At 41.3% G+C, this 16,320-nt stretch carries 17 protein-coding genes, 1 pseudogene and 1 riboswitch; of the genes and pseudogenes, 17 read left to right on the plus strand and 1 reads right to left on the minus strand.

Annotated elements, in window-relative coordinates; all coding sequences use genetic code 11:
* Positions 1-21 precede the first annotated feature (21 nt).
* From GMC92_RS02260 to ilvD, 11 genes and pseudogenes are all read left to right on the plus strand, one after another.
* Positions 22-768, plus strand: coding sequence for a PoNe immunity protein domain-containing protein (locus GMC92_RS02260; RefSeq protein WP_155199586.1), 747 nt, complete (start codon positions 22-24; stop codon positions 766-768).
* Positions 769-821: 53 nt separating this feature from the next.
* Positions 822-1,289 carry a hypothetical protein gene (locus GMC92_RS02265; protein ID WP_155199587.1) on the plus strand — a complete coding sequence of 156 codons (468 nt, stop codon included), beginning with the start codon at positions 822-824 and terminating at the stop codon, positions 1,287-1,289.
* 34 nt (positions 1,290-1,323) lie between these two features.
* Positions 1,324-1,845, plus strand: a complete 522-nt coding sequence (locus tag GMC92_RS02270; RefSeq protein WP_155199588.1) for a hypothetical protein — start codon at positions 1,324-1,326, stop codon at positions 1,843-1,845.
* Between the two features lie 85 nt (positions 1,846-1,930).
* Positions 1,931-2,809 (plus strand): annotated as a pseudogene (ifs, locus tag GMC92_RS02275) (NAD glycohydrolase toxin immunity factor).
* Positions 2,810-2,896: 87 nt separating this feature from the next.
* The gene (locus tag GMC92_RS02280; RefSeq protein ID WP_155199589.1) at positions 2,897-3,811 is read left to right on the plus strand and encodes a hypothetical protein; all 915 of its coding nucleotides are present in this window, start codon (positions 2,897-2,899) and stop codon (positions 3,809-3,811) included.
* Between the two features lie 32 nt (positions 3,812-3,843).
* Positions 3,844-4,569 carry an alpha/beta fold hydrolase gene (locus tag GMC92_RS02285; RefSeq protein WP_155199590.1) on the plus strand — a complete coding sequence of 242 codons (726 nt, stop codon included), beginning with the start codon at positions 3,844-3,846 and terminating at the stop codon, positions 4,567-4,569.
* 182 nt (positions 4,570-4,751) lie between these two features.
* Positions 4,752-5,735: a GMP reductase gene (gene guaC, locus GMC92_RS02290; RefSeq protein ID WP_155199591.1), complete on the plus strand. Its 984-nt coding sequence runs from the start codon at positions 4,752-4,754 to the stop codon at positions 5,733-5,735.
* Positions 5,725-5,820: riboswitch (purine riboswitch) on the plus strand. (Overlaps the previous gene by 11 nt.)
* Before the next feature lie 91 nt (positions 5,821-5,911).
* Complete coding sequence (locus GMC92_RS02295) at positions 5,912-6,493, plus strand: xanthine phosphoribosyltransferase (RefSeq protein WP_003001484.1); 582 nt, start codon at positions 5,912-5,914, stop codon at positions 6,491-6,493.
* Entirely contained in the window at positions 6,493-7,755 is a 1,263-nt protein-coding gene (locus tag GMC92_RS02300; RefSeq protein ID WP_155199592.1) for a nucleobase:cation symporter-2 family protein, read from the plus strand. The genes GMC92_RS02295 and GMC92_RS02300 overlap by 1 nt, the downstream gene beginning before the upstream one ends.
* Positions 7,756-7,865: 110 nt before the next feature.
* Positions 7,866-9,209 (plus strand): MATE family efflux transporter, encoded by a 1,344-nt coding sequence (locus GMC92_RS02305; protein WP_155199593.1) that lies wholly within the window; start codon positions 7,866-7,868, stop codon positions 9,207-9,209.
* Positions 9,210-9,335: 126 nt separating this feature from the next.
* Entirely contained in the window at positions 9,336-11,054 is a 1,719-nt protein-coding gene (gene ilvD, locus GMC92_RS02310; RefSeq protein ID WP_049515620.1) for a dihydroxy-acid dehydratase, read from the plus strand.
* A 59-nt stretch (positions 11,055-11,113) separates the two neighbouring features.
* Here ilvD and GMC92_RS02315 read toward each other — a convergent pair whose 3' ends face one another.
* A complete protein-coding gene (locus tag GMC92_RS02315) occupies positions 11,114-11,296 on the minus strand; it encodes a 4-oxalocrotonate tautomerase (protein ID WP_129299272.1) in 183 nt (60 codons plus the stop codon).
* Between the two features lie 114 nt (positions 11,297-11,410).
* On the opposite strand from GMC92_RS02315, the gene GMC92_RS02320 reads away from it, so the two are divergent.
* Genes GMC92_RS02320 through glyA form a run of 6 tightly spaced genes read left to right on the plus strand, consistent with a single transcriptional unit; the run spans position 11,411 to position 16,314 of the window.
* Entirely contained in the window at positions 11,411-11,995 is a 585-nt protein-coding gene (locus GMC92_RS02320) for a thymidine kinase (protein ID WP_129299271.1), read from the plus strand.
* A 21-nt stretch (positions 11,996-12,016) separates the two neighbouring features.
* A complete protein-coding gene (locus tag GMC92_RS02325; RefSeq protein ID WP_155199594.1) occupies positions 12,017-12,496 on the plus strand; it encodes a GNAT family N-acetyltransferase in 480 nt (159 codons plus the stop codon).
* A gap of 9 nt (positions 12,497-12,505) precedes the next feature.
* Positions 12,506-13,585, plus strand: coding sequence for a peptide chain release factor 1 (gene prfA, locus GMC92_RS02330; RefSeq protein ID WP_003007273.1), 1,080 nt, complete (start codon positions 12,506-12,508; stop codon positions 13,583-13,585).
* A complete protein-coding gene (gene prmC, locus GMC92_RS02335; protein WP_155199595.1) occupies positions 13,585-14,421 on the plus strand; it encodes a peptide chain release factor N(5)-glutamine methyltransferase in 837 nt (278 codons plus the stop codon). Before prfA ends, prmC begins: the two co-directional genes overlap by 1 nt.
* Entirely contained in the window at positions 14,408-15,019 is a 612-nt protein-coding gene (locus GMC92_RS02340) for an L-threonylcarbamoyladenylate synthase (RefSeq protein WP_155199596.1), read from the plus strand. Before prmC ends, GMC92_RS02340 begins: the two co-directional genes overlap by 14 nt.
* 38 nt (positions 15,020-15,057) lie before the next feature.
* Complete coding sequence (glyA, locus tag GMC92_RS02345) at positions 15,058-16,314, plus strand: serine hydroxymethyltransferase (protein WP_155171828.1); 1,257 nt, start codon at positions 15,058-15,060, stop codon at positions 16,312-16,314.
* The last annotated feature ends 6 nt before the right edge of the window (positions 16,315-16,320 follow it).

Here is a 16,320-nt window from a genome sequence, read left to right on the forward strand (position 1 = left end):
CGTTTTTAAAGGAGACACAAAATGGGGTTACGAGATACTTTAAGTACAGAAGAGAATTATAAAGATGGCTTAATTTCAAATCGAGAAGCCTTACTGTATTTTCAAGAAAAATTACGAAAACTTCAAAGTGATTTAGATAATGGAATAGAAAACTATAAAAAGCCAACGATCGAAGTTTATCAGTCAACTTTAGCTACTATTTTGTCTTATCAGACAGACATTTTATTAGCAACTTATTCTAGCGGAGCCTCTTTGTCAGCATTTAAAAAGGAATACATTTCCTTTGTATCGTTTCTAATTCCAATTTGGAGTAAGGAATGGGGCTACGAACAAATGCTATGGGCGCTTTCTATTGGCATTCTGTTAGAGATTGATGAGAAAATTTTTGATCAGTTAGCAGATTTAGTCAAAAAGGATGATCCGGAGGACTATTTGATCGATTACCTCATCCAGTCTCGTCATCCAGAGTGGAAGATTCGGATAAACTATGATTTCCCAAGACCCTATGGCTTTACTAGGAAAATCATTGAAGAAGAGAATTCTGAACAGGCCCTAAAATTGTTAAAAGAATATTTGGTTAAGAAATGGTACCAAGGAAGCAGGGATGCTGCTTGGTATGATTTACATAATCAAAATGTAAAAAATCATGTAGGCTACTGGTCCTTTGAATCTGGCGCTCTCTGCAAATTGAAGGAATTGGATTATAAACAGCTTGAAGGACTTCCGTACTTTCCATATGATTTGGTTGCGGAAAGTGAGATAAAATAATAAGTCAAGTGATTTTGACTCATTAAATTTGAAGAAGAAGAGTAAATGAAATTATGATCGAACCTAAGTACGGTGAAAATATTGTTGTTCTTTTTAAACATAAAAATAAATATACCTGGTATGTTTCGGATTTAGAATTCTGGTATATTGATTATGAGGTAGCACGCTATTCACTTGATACTCTGTATGATGAGAGAAAACGTTCTTCGAAACTGACCCATGAAACATTGCCATATTTCTTAGAAGATATGGAAGTATATAAATGTGATCGAAATGAGCTAGGAAAAGCATTTGCTAAATCGTATCAAGAAGATAGATTGAACGCAGTTTATGATTTTAAACCTTCCTTGTTTATCGATATGGATGAGATGGAACTGTACTCGCAGTACGCAGAATACGTATCATTCGAAGAATATGTTTCAGAACCATGGAAAGGCCAATATAAATCATTTGGGGATAAGATTCCAGAAGAAGAAAAATTCTGGTTGACTTGTGGCAGTGATGTATATGGCGAGGATTAATTACAATTGAAGAATAGATATAGGATAAATACTAGTGGATAAAGATCAATTAATAAACAAGCCAGAAATAAATATTGTTGGAGTTATTGCGAACCATAGGTTTAACTGGTACGTTTGTTCCAATGATATGTGGACAATGGATATTGATAAATATATTCAATCCTACAAGGAAGCTGGTTGGAATCTTGATTTTTCCTATTTACCTGAGATTCAACAGAATCTTCATGTGGTTACAAAAAGCAATCTTGAGTCCTACTTAGAAATGTATAAAGATGATTGGCTGAAGGTGACCGTTGAAGAATTGATCTCAATGATCAAACGCACAATGGAAGAGGATAACTTGAATTCAGAGATTATTCTGGAAGGAAAAGCCTTGCTTCCGGATCTTTTCATCGATTTTGATAAAGAAGAATTTTATTCAAATCATCTAGGGATGAAAAACTACGAAAGATATGTGCCAAACGGATGGAAGGTTTTTTCAGGATGTTTTGATCATTTGATCCCCAAAGAAGAACAATATTGGATTGAAAAGGGCGATGATATCAATTTAAGATAGTGAATGATATTGCACTATTATTTAATCGAAACGAAAGGTAGAGAAACGTCATGAAAGTTCATTTTAGATTCAATGGAGTAAATAAATGAAGACATATAGACTAAAAAAAGATACCGAGTGGGATATTGTGAGGTATAAAAAAGCTATTGAAAATCACAGAGAAATAGATGCTTTCTTAGGTATTGATCCCGAGTATAGAATTGGTCATCGAGATTCATATTATCAAGATATTACAGATACTCATATTTTGATAGAATATAGCCTTTATCCAATTTATGTAGAGTGAGATTTTGATATTCCAGATCGAACTTTTAATATTTTAAAGGAATTAGCTTCTAGTCAGTATATTATACATTTATATCAAGTTGTATCATTTATCAAAAAACAAGAGGATTTACTGGAAGAATATGATTCTTTACCTTTTATTATTGATGCGGAGGCCATAGTACCTATTGTTCTTGACAGTATTTATAATCTTCCTAATGAGAAAAAGGTGAATTATTACCGTAATATTTGTAATTTAATTGATTCTATGGAGCTTTTCAAAAACTGTGATAAAGAGAAAGTAGAATATATGGTTAAAGAGCAAAAGAAAGAGGAAAATAAGAATAGAAGAAAAATTAAATCAGTTGCAGAGGTATGGCCAATTGTACTAGACGTTACGAGTATCGATGCGATGGGTGTTTCAGATGATCATCTAGAGTTGTTGTTGATTGATGAAAACAAATGGATAGAGTCATTAGAAGAGGAGCATCTCTTGAAGCTTCAAGAAAAACTCAACAACTACATCTACTTCCTCGAAAGCAAGCAGTATGTAGAACGATACGGTGATAAGTTTGATAAAAAAGTCATCCATATCACATTCCAGTATTCCCCATCTGATAACGGATTGGCCTTTCTCGCAGTGGTTCAGAAAGTGTTACAACCAACAGATATGAGCTTGAAGGTGGAATTGCCGGAGTAATACCAACCCCTCGTTTAATCGAAACAGTTTGTGGAAAAACTAGAGAATTGATTAAAAACTTGAAATAAATAGGAGAATGTTAATCGAATGAAATACCTAAAGGCACTCAGCTTTCGAACTAAGGCGATTGTGAGTTTGATTTTACTAGCTCTCTTTGCCTACTCTGCTTATTCCTACATCTGGCCTAAATATGTTCAGTGGAAGGAAGATCATGAAGTACTGATTGTTAAAACAAAGGTGGAAAAAATCGAAACTTTTGGATCTCAGAATCGCTATGTTTATTATGAGACGAGTGGAGCTAATGGATCTTTTGTTTTATCCAATTATTATGTTGCAACTACAGATAAGTTTATTGGTAGCGGATCTAATCAACCGGTTGGATTATCATTTGATGTCTATGATCTTAATCATTTGAAGAATCCACCGAAAACGATTAACGTGGTCGAGCTTTTACAAACCTATGATCAGAGATACAAACTGGACTTTCAGGCAAGAGGAGGATATTCGGATAATGGTAGAGATTATATGGTTCTTTCTTTGGTAAATAAGGAGAACGATAAAGATAAAAAAGAAGTTGCTTTAGATTTAGAAAGTGAGAAGATCACACGGGCACTTCCTGAAGATAAGACAGAATATAAATGGCGCCCTTTTTCATTTTCTTATACCAATCTAGCTGATATAGCTAATGAGTACGGTTTTATAAGCTATTATGATTTATCTTACAGAAAGAATTTTAAAGTAAGAAAAGACGTTCAGCTAAATTTTATTAAAGAATATCCTGAATATTTTAAGAGGAATGGAGGATTAGCCTTTATTGTAGTTAGACAAGGAGACTACAATGATCCGGAAGCTATTTTCCAAGATATGCGCCATTGGTTTGCGCCAGTTGGCCAGGATAAATTAGATGTTATTGCAACCGATCCAAAGACAAATGAGCAAACTCCGATCAATACGTATCAAGAATACAAGGAGTGGTACGAAAAATATCGAGATCACTTATAGTTTTTAGAATTTTAACAGTTAGGACAAAACACATGCAATATTATTTTATCGGTGGCCTAGGTAGCAATCGCTACCATCTGGCTCCACTTATTGAAGAGCTAGGCTTTCCTGTGACCTTTCTAGATCCCTATAGGGAAATGATTCGGACAGAAAACGATCTTCGTGCTTGGTTTCAAGATCAGATCGGCCAAGCGAAAGAGATCGGTTTATTAGGGCATTCCTTGGGTGGAGATTTGGCTCGTTATCTGGCTAGTGAGTTTCCTCAGATCCAGGCTCTGATTCTCTTGGATGGTGGTTATCTGGATATGGAAAAGATCCTGCCTCTTGAAGAAGAACTAGAAGGAACGGCGTCTTTCATGAAGCAGCAAGTCTTTGCAACTTTAGAAGAAGCCGTGTTAGCAGAACTGAGTGATGAAGCAGATCCTACGCCTATAGCGCGAAAAGCGGTAGAGGTTAGCTATCGTTGGAATCCAGCGAGTGAACGATATGAATTAAATCTGGATCTCGAAAAGGTCATGGCTTTATTGCGTCTACGGCGTCAGATCAAGGCTTACCAGATTCCACTGGCAGACCTACCTGTCCTCTTTATCGGGCCACGATACCAAGAAGAGCCGGAATGGAGAAAAGAAGCTCTGAATCAACTAGATCCCCAGATCAAGCAAGTCTTGCTAGATGGTTTGGGGCACGAACTGTATACAGAGGCGCCAGAAATTGTAGCTAGAGAAGTCAACAATTGGCTCCAAAATGTTCATAAATAAAACCTGTTTCTCTTTTTGAAACGGGTTTTTGTCTTGTAATTTCCGAACGTTATTTCCTATAAAATCATTCCCATTGCATTAGGTCCGTATCTTTGGTATAATCTATCAAGGAAACGTCAAGAGACGTAGCGATGCGCTTGCGCATAGGTAGGTCAGTTTTTAGAAAAGAGATTTTTCAATCTATGTTAAATGAATTTCCTATTTTCGACTATGAAGATATTCAGTTGATTCCCAACAAATGTATCATCAATAGCCGCTCAGAAGCAGATACAACCGTTCAATTTGGAAACCATACCTTCAAGCTTCCAGTTGTTCCAGCCAATATGCAGACGATTTTGGATGAGAATGTAGCAGAGCAGTTGGCGCGTGGTGGATACTTCTACATCATGCACCGTTTTGATGAAGAGGGTCGGATTCCTTTTGTCAAACGCATGCATGATCAAGGTTTGATCGCTTCCATTTCGGTTGGTGTTAAGGAATACGAATACGACTTTGTGAGTCAATTAAAGGTAGATGCGCCTGAGTATATCACTATTGATATCGCACACGGTCATGCGGATAGTGTCATTCGGATGATTCAACACATCAAGAAAGAATTACCAGATACCTTTGTCATTGCCGGAAATGTTGGAACACCTGAAGCTGTTCGTGAATTGGAAAATGCGGGAGCTGATGCGACTAAGGTCGGAATCGGCCCTGGTAAGGTTTGTATCACCAAAGTGAAGACTGGATTTGGTACAGGTGGTTGGCAATTGGCTGCTCTTCGCTGGTGCTCAAAAGCAGCTCGTAAGCCAATCATTGCGGATGGTGGTATTCGGACCCATGGTGATATTGCCAAATCGATTCGTTTCGGGGCGTCTATGGTCATGATCGGTTCTCTCTTTGCAGGACATATTGAAAGTCCTGGTAAAACAGTAGAGATTGATGGAGAGTCTTTCAAAGAATACTATGGATCTGCTTCAGAGTACCAAAAAGGTGCATATAAGAACGTCGAAGGTAAGAAGATTTTATTGCCTGCCAAGGGTCATTTGCAAGATACCTTAACGGAAATGGAACAAGATTTGCAAAGTTCGATCTCGTATGCAGGAGGCCGGAAATTAGCAGATTTGAAACATGTTGACTATGTGATCGTTAAGAATTCTATCTGGAATGGCGATGCACACTAATTGAATTACTTATTTATTTCACGAATGGGCGTGATGTTTCTACAAGGTGCCGGAACACCTAACAATAAGTAAGTCGGGACTATTTCTCTTTCTAGAGAGATTTCAAGGCTTGCTTAGCAGGCCTTTTTGTGTTTTGTGAATGAAGTAGAGGATTTTTTAAAAAAGTAGGAGGAAGTATGAAATTACTTGAAGAGCGCATCTTAAAAGATGGCAATGTTTTAGGTGAGAATATCCTCAAGGTGGATTCCTTTTTGACCCACCAAGTGGATTTCAAATTGATGAAAGAAATTGGTCAGACCTTTGCGGACCGCTTTAAAGATGCTGGTGTGACGAAAGTCGTGACCATTGAAGCATCTGGGATTGCACCAGCCCTTTATGTGGCTGAAGCCTTGGATGTTCCCATGATCTTTGCTAAGAAGGCGAAAAACATCACGATGAATGAAGGCATCTTGACGGCTGAGGTTTATTCCTTTACCAAGCAAGTCACCAGCACCGTTTCGATTGCTGGTAAATTCTTGGATCCATCAGATAAGGTTTTGATCATTGACGATTTCCTCGCAAATGGCCAAGCAGCCAAAGGCTTGATTCAAATCATCGAACAAGCCGGGGCTCAAGTCGAAGCGATTGGAATTGTGATTGAAAAATCCTTCCAAGATGGACGGGGATTGTTAGAAGAGTTGGGATATCCAGTTGTATCCCTCGCACGTTTGGACCGTTTTGAAAATGGTCAGGTTGTATTTAAGGAGGCAGACATCTAATGCAAAAACAAGAAAGCCATTCACAGGCGGCCATTCTAGGCTTGCAACACCTTTTGGCCATGTATTCGGGATCTATTTTGGTGCCGATCATGATCGCAGGAGCTTTGGGCTATAACGCTCATCAACTAACCTATCTCATCTCTACAGATATCTTCATGTGTGGGGTCGCAACTTTCCTTCAAGTGCAGCTCAATAAATACTTTGGGATTGGCCTTCCGGTAGTCCTTGGGGTTGCCTTCCAGTCTGTAGCGCCTCTCAGCATGATCGGGGCTAGCCATGGTAGTGGTGCCATGTTTGGTGCCTTGATTGTCTCAGGGATTTATGTCATCCTTGTCTCAGGTTTCTTCTCTAAGATTGCCAATCTCTTCCCATCTATTGTAACGGGATCCGTTATTACAACCATTGGATTGACTTTGATTCCAGTAGCAATTGGAAATATGGGAAATAATGCGCCAAAACCAACCGTTCAAAGCTTGATCTTGGCTGTGGTGACCATTCTCATCATTTTAGTTGTTAATATCTATACGACTGGCTTTATTAAATCCATTTCAATTTTGATTGGTTTGATCGCAGGTACTGCCATTGCGGCTTCAATGGGCTTGGTGGATTTCACACCTGTATCGCAAGCACCAGTGGTTCACGTTCCAACGCCATTCTTCTTTGGAGCTCCTAAGTTTGAAATCACCTCCATCTTAATGATGTGTATCATCGCAACAGTTTCTATGGTGGAATCAACAGGTGTCTATCTCGCTCTTTCTGATATTACCAAAGATCCAATTAATAGCACGCGCCTTCGCAATGGGTACCGCGCTGAAGGGTTGGCTGTTCTCCTCGGTGGTATCTTCAACACCTTCCCTTACACTGGATTCTCACAAAACGTTGGCTTGGTGAAATTGTCTGGTATCAAGACTCGTCTTCCAATCTACTATGCGGCTGGTTTCCTTGTTCTTCTTGGTCTCCTTCCTAAGTTTGGTGCTTTGGCACAAATCATTCCAAGTCCAGTTCTTGGGGGAGCGATGCTAGTCATGTTTGGTTTTGTATCGATTCAAGGGATGCAGATCCTTGCGCGTGTTGATTTTGAACACAATGAGAACAATTTCTTGATCGCTGCTGTATCGATTGCTGCAGGGGTTGGTTTGAACAACAGCACTCTCTTCAACGGCCTTCCAACAGGATTCCAAATGTTCTTTGCGAACGGAATTGTCGTTGCCAGTGTCTTGGCGATCGTTCTCAATGCTATTTTAAACCGTAACAAACACTAATCTCACATGAACCGGAGGTCCTTGGATCTTCGGTTTTTTTGACTTTTAAAGAAACATATAGTAGAGTGGAAGAGGAGAAAATCTTATTTGATGAGAAGAGAGTTAGAATCATGTATGTAACCTATCACTTTAAAGAGCGCTTACGCTTGTTTTTGAGTCTATTTTTGCCGATTTTGATCTATCAATTGGCCAATTATTCGGCCAGCTTTGTCGATACAGCCATGACTGGTCAGTACCGGACCCTTGATTTGGCTGGTGTTTCTACAGCTACCAGTCTGTGGAATCCATTTTTTACTTTCCTGACAGGGATTGTCTCTGCGCTGACGCCGATTGTTGGGCATCATTTAGGCAAGGGAAATAAAGAACGGATTGCTGGTGATTTTTACCAATTCCTCTATATGTCATTTGGTATGGCCATTCTCTTAATAGGCTTTGTTTGGGGGATTGCACCCATGATTCTCAAGCAGATCGGCTTAGAAAATGTTGTTGCTCAAATGGCCATTCGCTACTTATATTTCCTTTCTCTAGGAATCTTACCCTTGTTGCTCTTTAGTATCGTGCGGACCTTCCTTGATACGTTGGGAATGACGCGACTATCGATGTACTTGATGCTCTTGCTCTTGCCTTTGAATGCTTGTTTTAACTATATCTTGATCTATGGGGTATTTGGTTTTCCTGAGATGGGAGGAGCGGGAGCAGGTCTTGGAACCTCTCTGGCCTACTGGGTCTTGCTGGCTATTGCAGTTTTGATCTTGTGCAAGCACCCTAAGGTAGCATCTTTCCAATTGTGGAAGCCACAACCTTATGATTTTAAAGGGATGAAAGAAATATTGCGCCTTGGGCTTCCAATCGGTGGAATTGTTTTTGCAGAAGTCATCATCTTCTCGCTGGTTGGTTTGTTAATGGCAAAATTCCCATCACTTACCATTGCGAGTCACCAATCGGCCATGAATTTTTCTACCCTGATGTATGCTTTCCCGGTTAGTATCTCCAGTACCATGGCGATTATCGTATCTTATGAACTGGGAGCAGGAAGACCAGAAGTGGTCAAACAATATTGCCGTTTGGGCCGGCTGACAGCCTTTGGCTTTGCCATTATCACCCTGGTCTTTCTCTATACATTCCGCTTCCAACTAGCAGGGCTATATGGCAAGGATCCAGTCTTTATCCAACAAACAGCTATTTTCATGACCTATAGTCTCTTTTTCCAAGTAGCCGATACCTTCGCAGCACCCCTACAAGGGATTTTGCGGGGCTATAAGGATACAACGGTTCCGTTCTTATTAGGTGTCTTTAGTTATTGGTGTATCTCTATCCCACTAGGGATTTTCCTTGATCATGTGATCAACCTTGGTCCATATGCTTATTGGATCGGCCTTATTTCTAGCCTTGTCGTGAGTGGAATTTGTTACCAACTTCGGCTCTGGCAGATCGAAAAAAAACAAACAAACTAAAATGAAGTCTGGGAAACCAGGCTTTTTACGTACCGTGAATATTATAAATTTTCTGAAAGTTCTTGACAATTGATGTCAAAGTGGTAAGATTAGGAGGTAGAAATGAAGAACTAGAAGGAGAACAAGATGAGAAGTGATATGATCAAAATGGGGATCGACCGAGCACCAGCGCGTGGTCTCCTCTATGCGACAGGGCAAGTAAAATCAGCAAAGGATATGCAAAAGCCCTTTATTGCCATTTGTAACTCCTATATTGATATCGTTCCAGGCCATGTTCACCTGCGTGAATTAGCAGATGTTGCCAAGGAAGCTATTCGCGAGGCTGGTGGGATTCCTTTTGAATTTAATACCATCGGTGTGGATGATGGGATTGCTATGGGCCATATCGGGATGCGTTATAGTTTGCCATCTCGCGAGTTGATCGCAGATGCTGCTGAAACGGTCATCAATGCCCACTGGTTTGATGGTGTTTTCTATATTCCCAACTGTGATAAGATTACACCAGGTATGATTTTGGCAGCCATGCGGACCAATGTGCCTGCCGTATTTTGTTCTGGTGGACCCATGAAGGGTGGCGTTGACATGACAGGGCATCAGGCGACGCTCTCAAGTTTGTTTGAAGCTGTCGGTACTTATCAAGCTGGTGATATGAGCATGGATGAACTGGATTTCTTGGAAAAAAATGCCTGTCCAACCTGTGGCTCTTGCTCTGGTATGTTTACTGCCAATTCCATGAACTGTTTGATGGAAGTATTAGGCCTTGCTCTTCCTGGAAATGGTACCATCCTAGCTGTTTCAGATGAAAGGCGGGAATTGGTTCGCCAAGCGGCCAAACAATTGGTAGAGAATATTAAAAAGGATATCCGTCCACGGGATATTGTGACCAAAGAAGCTATCGATGATGCCTTTGCGCTTGATATGGCCATGGGTGGTTCTACCAATACTGTGCTTCATACACTCGCTATTGCGCGTGAAGCAGGGATTGACTATGATCTCAAAGATATCAACGAGATTGCCAAGAAGACACCTTATCTCTCTAAAATTGCACCTTCAAGTGTTTACACTATGCATGATGTACATGAAGCTGGTGGGGTACCAGCCATTATCAATCAGTTGATCAAAAAAGGTGCCATTAAGGGTGATCGTATCACAGTTACTGGTAAAACCTTGAAAGAAAATGTAGCTGGTGCTGAAATCAAAAATGAAGAAATTATCCATCCAATCGAGCATCCGATTTCACCTGTAGGTGGTTTGTCAATCCTTTACGGAAATATCGCTCAGGATGGGGCTGTTATCAAGGTCGGTGGGGTAGATCCATCTGTGACCACTTTCCGTGGAAAGGCCATCTGCTGTGATTCACAAGATCAAGCCCTTGAGTTGATTGACAATGGAACTGTCAAGAAGGGCCATGTCGTTGTCATTCGTTACGAGGGTCCTCAAGGTGGACCTGGTATGCCAGAGATGCTAGCGCCAACCTCTAAGATTGTCGGACGCGGTCTTGGTAAGGATGTGGCACTGATTACGGATGGTCGTTTCTCAGGAGCTACTCGTGGGATTGCGATTGGTCACGTTTCTCCAGAAGCAGCAGAAGGTGGGAATATCGCCTTAATTGAAGATGGGGACGAAATCGTGATCGATCTTCCAAATCGTACCATTGATTTGCTTGTTGATGATGCAACCCTTGCAGAACGTCGCAAATATTTGAAACCTTTCAAATCAAAAATCTCTAGCGGTTGGTTGCGTCGCTATACAGCCTTTGCCAAATCAGCCAATGTCGGTGGAACCTTGATGAGTGACGAAGAATTCGAAGAACGGAAAGCAGAACGTCAAGCCCAAGAAAAATAAGAAAAAACCTTTCCTGCTATGTGATATCACAAGCGAGAAAGGTTTTTTTAGTGGAAATATTATCTGGTGCGCATTTCACCTTGAGGGAAGTAGGTTCCTTCAGGCATATCGTTAATGATGACGTGAACAGCTGACTGAGGAGCACCAGTATTGCGGACAACAGCTTCGGTTACTTCCTTGGCCAAGGCTTTCTTTTGTTCCAAGGTGCGTCCTTCAAATAGGTCAATTCGTACAAATGGCATATGGCCACCTCCTAAATTTTTTATAGGACTATTTTATCACATTTTGGGATACAAAGCTTAGCAAAATTATGGTAAAATGATAATGAAACACATTTTAGAGAGAACAAAAGGAAAATGGCACAATTATATTATAAATATGGGACCATGAACTCGGGGAAAACCATTGAGATCTTGAAGGTGGCCCATAATTATGAAGAGCAAGGCAAGAGCGTCGTCATCATGACCTCGGCAATCGATACACGAGATGGAGTAGGAGTAGTTTCTAGTCGGATCGGTATGAAACGGGAAGCCGTTGCAATTGAAGACGATACTGATATCTTTGGCTTTATTAAAAGCCAAGCAATCAAACCTTACTGTGTGTTAATCGATGAAGCTCAGTTTTTGAAACGCCACCATGTCTATGACTTGGCAAGAGTCGTGGATGAACTGGATGTGCCGGTCATGGCTTTTGGCCTCAAAAATGATTTCCGAAATGAACTCTTTGAAGGTTCCAAACATCTCCTCTTGTTAGCCGACAAGATCGAGGAGATCAAAACCATCTGCCAATACTGTTCCCGCAAGGCAACCATGGTCTTGCGTACCCAAGCGGGTAAACCTGTCTATGATGGAGAGCAGATCCAGATCGGCGGACACGAGACCTATATCTCCGTTTGCCGCAAACATTATTTTAATCCAGACATACCAACTGAAAGCGTATAGAACGTTTTAGAGAGGATAATAATGTCTATTTATTTAAAAGATATTACAATAGAGAATTATTTTGACGTTTTAAATCTAGAAGTTCATCCAAATCAAAGGAATTTTATTGCATCCAATTCCATTAGCTTAGCTGAAGCCTATGTATATGATAAAAATGGTGATTTTATAGCTCCCTTAGCAGTTTATGATAAGGAAGTATTAGTTGGTTTTGTTATGATTGCCTATGACCGGAAAATTGGGATCAGCAAGGGAAATTACTTGTTATTTCGTTTTATGATCGATAAACGATTTCAAGGTTTAGGCTATTTTAAACCGACTATGGATGCAGTCATTGACTTTGTTCGAACAGAGCCAGCTGGAAAAGCAACAAGTCTTTGGTTATCTTATGAACCGGAAAATAATCAAGCGAGATCTTGCTATCTCCAGTATGGATTTAAAGAAACTGGCGAAGTCATAGAAAACGAGATTGTAGCAATCTATGATCTAACAACCAAGAATTAAGGAGCAAACATGAATATCTATGATCAACTACAAGCTGTAGAAGACCGATACGAAGAGTTAGGAGAATTACTGAGTGACCCAGATGTGGTCTCTGATACCAAACGCTTTATGGAGCTTTCAAAAGAAGAGGCTTCCACCCGTGACACGGTGACAGCTTACCGTGAGTACAAGCAAGTCCTTCAAAACATTGTTGACGCTGAAGAAATGATTAAGGAAGCAGGCGGAGACGCTGATTTGGAAGAAATGGCCAAGCAAGAGCTAAAAGATGCTAAGGCTGAAAAAGAAGAGTACGAAGAAAAATTGAAGATCTTACTTCTTCCAAAAGATCCAAACGATGACAAGAACATTATCTTGGAAATCCGTGGAGCAGCTGGAGGGGACGAAGCCCAATTGTTTGCTGGTGACCTCTTACAAATGTACCAAAAATACGCGGAAAGCCAAGGTTGGCGCTTTGAAGTTATGGAAGCTTCCTACAATGGCGTTGGTGGGATCAAAGAAGTCGTAGCCATGGTTTCTGGTCAATCGGTTTATTCAAAACTCAAGTATGAATCTGGTGCCCACCGGGTGCAACGGGTTCCTGTGACAGAAAGCCAAGGTCGTGTCCATACCTCGACTGCCACAGTTCTGGTCATGCCAGAAATCGAAGAAGTCGAGTATGACATTGATCCAAAAGACCTTCGGATTGATATCTACCACGCATCTGGTGCGGGTGGACAGAACGTCAATAAGGTCGCAACAGCCGTTCGTATCGTCCACTTGCCAACCAATATCAAGGTCGAGATGCAGGAAGAACGGACGCAACAAAAGAACCGCGAAAAAGCCATGAAGATCATCCGTGCGCGTGTGGCTGACCACTTTGCTCAGATTGCCCAAGACGAGCAAGACGCTGAGCGGAAGTCTACTATCGGGACTGGTGACCGTTCAGAGCGGATCCGGACTTACAACTTCCCTCAAAACCGTGTGACCGATCACCGGATTGGCTTGACCCTTCAAAAACTGGATACCATCTTATCTGGTAAATTAGATGAAGTGGTCGATGCTTTGGTCTTGTATGATCAAACACAAAAACTAGAAGAGTTGAACAAATAATGTTGTTGGGACCATTATTAGCCCAGTATGAAGAAGAATTAATAGCCGTTGGAGAGGAAGCAGAAAGCCTCTCCTTCGCGTATCGAGCTTTAAAAAACTGGACTTTTACAGACTTTGTCCTTGCCTTGCAAAAAGAAGTGGAAGTAGAGGATCAGGCCTTGCTTGAATCCATCTTTGAGCAGTTGAAATATCACGTCCCAGCCCAGTATATTATTGGTAGTGCAGAATTCTGTGGCCATATTTTTACAGTGGATGAGCGCGTGCTGATTCCACGCCCAGAAACAGAGGAGTTGGTGGCTCTAATTCTCGAAGAAAACGATGAGAAAGCCTTACGAGTTCTGGATATTGGTACAGGAAGTGGTGCTATCGCTATTAGCTTAGCCCTTGCTAGACCTGCCTGGCGGGTTCAAGCTAGCGATGTATCAGAAGAGGCTTTAGCCCTGGCTCAAAAAAATGCCAAGCAATTAGAAGCTGCCCTTGAATTCAAGTCGTCAGATGTACTGGATGAACTAGAAGGTCCTTATGACCTGATTGTATCCAACCCTCCCTATATCTCTCGGGATGATGTAGAAGAGGTTGGAGCCAATGTTTTAGCCTCTGAACCCCACTTAGCTCTTTTTGCGGATCGTGATGGATATGCCATCTACGAAAAGATTGCCCAGCAAGCACCAAGTGTTTTAACACCAGATGGAAAGATTTACCTAGAAATTGGCTATAAGCAAGGAGCCAAAGTAAAAGAGCTCTTTCAAGAAGCGTTTCCTGACAAACGCGTTCGAGTTCTGAAAGACCAATTTGGACAAGATAGAATGGTAGTAGTAGACAATGGATCACATTGAGAAAGAATTAGAAGCAGGCCGTGCGGTTATTCTGCCAACTGAAACAGTCTATGGTATTTTCGCTAAAGCTTTGGACCAAGAGGCAGTTGATTATATTTACGAATTAAAACGTAGGCCTAGAGAAAAGGCTCTGAATTTAAATGTAGCCGATGAACATACAATTCGAATTTATTCGAAAGATCAACCTAGCTATTTAACAAAACTGATTGATTCATTTTTACCAGGGCCTCTCACTATTATTCTTCAGGCAAATGAAAATGTACCTGGCTGGATTCATTCAGGCTTGGATACGGTTGGCTTCCGTATTCCGGCTCACCCAAAAACATTGGAATTAATTCGTAAATACGGTCCTTTGGTTGGTCCCTCAGCCAATCTTTCAGGTCATGCAAGTGGAACAAAGTATCAGGCTATTGTAAGCGAGTTTGATCAAGTGGTTCCTGGTATAGAAGATGATGACTTCTTGACTGGACAAGATTCAACTATTTTGGATATCTCTGGTTCCAAGGCCAGGATTTTGCGGCAAGGTTCTATAACGAAAGCTGACTTGCTTGCACAAGTGCCAGAGCTTTCTTTTGAGGAAGATGAACTTCCTCAGTGATAATGTACATAAATAATTTTTTATAAAGGAGTAGACCGATGATTTTTGATAAAGAAGATTACAAAGCTTATGATGCAGACCTATGGAATGCGATCGCTAAAGAGGAAGAGCGTCAACAAAACAATATTGAGTTGATTGCTTCTGAAAATGTTGTCTCTAAGGCAGTGATGGCTGCTCAAGGGTCTATTCTGACAAATAAGTATGCCGAAGGCTATCCTGGCCGTCGTTACTATGGCGGGACAGATGTGGTCGATGTGGTCGAAAGTCTCGCGATTGAACGGGCCAAAGAAATCTTTGGTGCTAAATTTGCCAACGTTCAACCACATTCAGGAAGTCAGGCAAACTGTGCTGCCTATATGGCCTTGATTGAGCCTGGTGATACTGTCATGGGGATGGATTTAGCTGCCGGTGGGCATTTGACGCACGGAGCTTCTGTGAGCTTCTCTGGTCAAACCTATAACTTTGTGTCCTATAGTGTAGATCCTGAAACAGAGCTCTTGGATTTTGATGCCATCCTAAAACAAGCCCAAGAAGTGAAGCCAAAACTCATCGTCGCTGGTGCCTCAGCCTACTCTCATATCATTGATTTCTCTAAATTCCGTGAGATTGCGGATGCAGTAGGAGCAAAGCTCATGGTTGACATGGCCCATATTGCTGGTCTCGTGGCAGCGGGTCTCCATCCAAGTCCAGTTCCTTATGCCCATATCACGACTACGACTACTCACAAGACCCTTCGTGGCCCTCGTGGAGGCCTGATCTTGACTAATGATGAGGAGTTAGCTAAGAAAATTAACTCTGCTATTTTCCCTGGTATTCAAGGAGGACCGTTGGAGCATGTCGTTGCAGCCAAAGCTGTCGCTTTCAAAGAAGCGTTGGATCCTGCCTTTAAAGAGTATGCAGCTAACGTGATTAAGAACAGTCAGGCCATGGCTGATGTCTTCTTGCAAGATCCTGATTTCCGCGTCATCTCAGGCGGAACAGAGAACCACCTTTTCCTTGTCGACGTCACTAAAGTCGTTGAAAATGGGAAAGTGGCGCAAAACTTGTTGGATGAAGTCAATATCACCCTCAACAAGAACTCTATTCCTTATGAAACCCTGTCTCCATTTAAGACCAGTGGGATTCGGATTGGTGCAGCTGCCATCACTGCCCGTGGTTTTGGTGAAAAAGAAAGTCGCACCGTTGCTGAACTCATGATCAAAGCGCTGAAGAATGCGGACAAGCAAGAAGTATTAGACGAAGTACGTAGCCAAGTCAAAGCCTTGACAGACGCCTTTCCACTTTACGAGGACTAAACCATC

Origin of the sequence: Streptococcus parasanguinis (genome assembly GCF_009717775.1) — a bacterium.
GTDB lineage: Bacteria > Bacillota > Bacilli > Lactobacillales > Streptococcaceae > Streptococcus > Streptococcus parasanguinis_AG.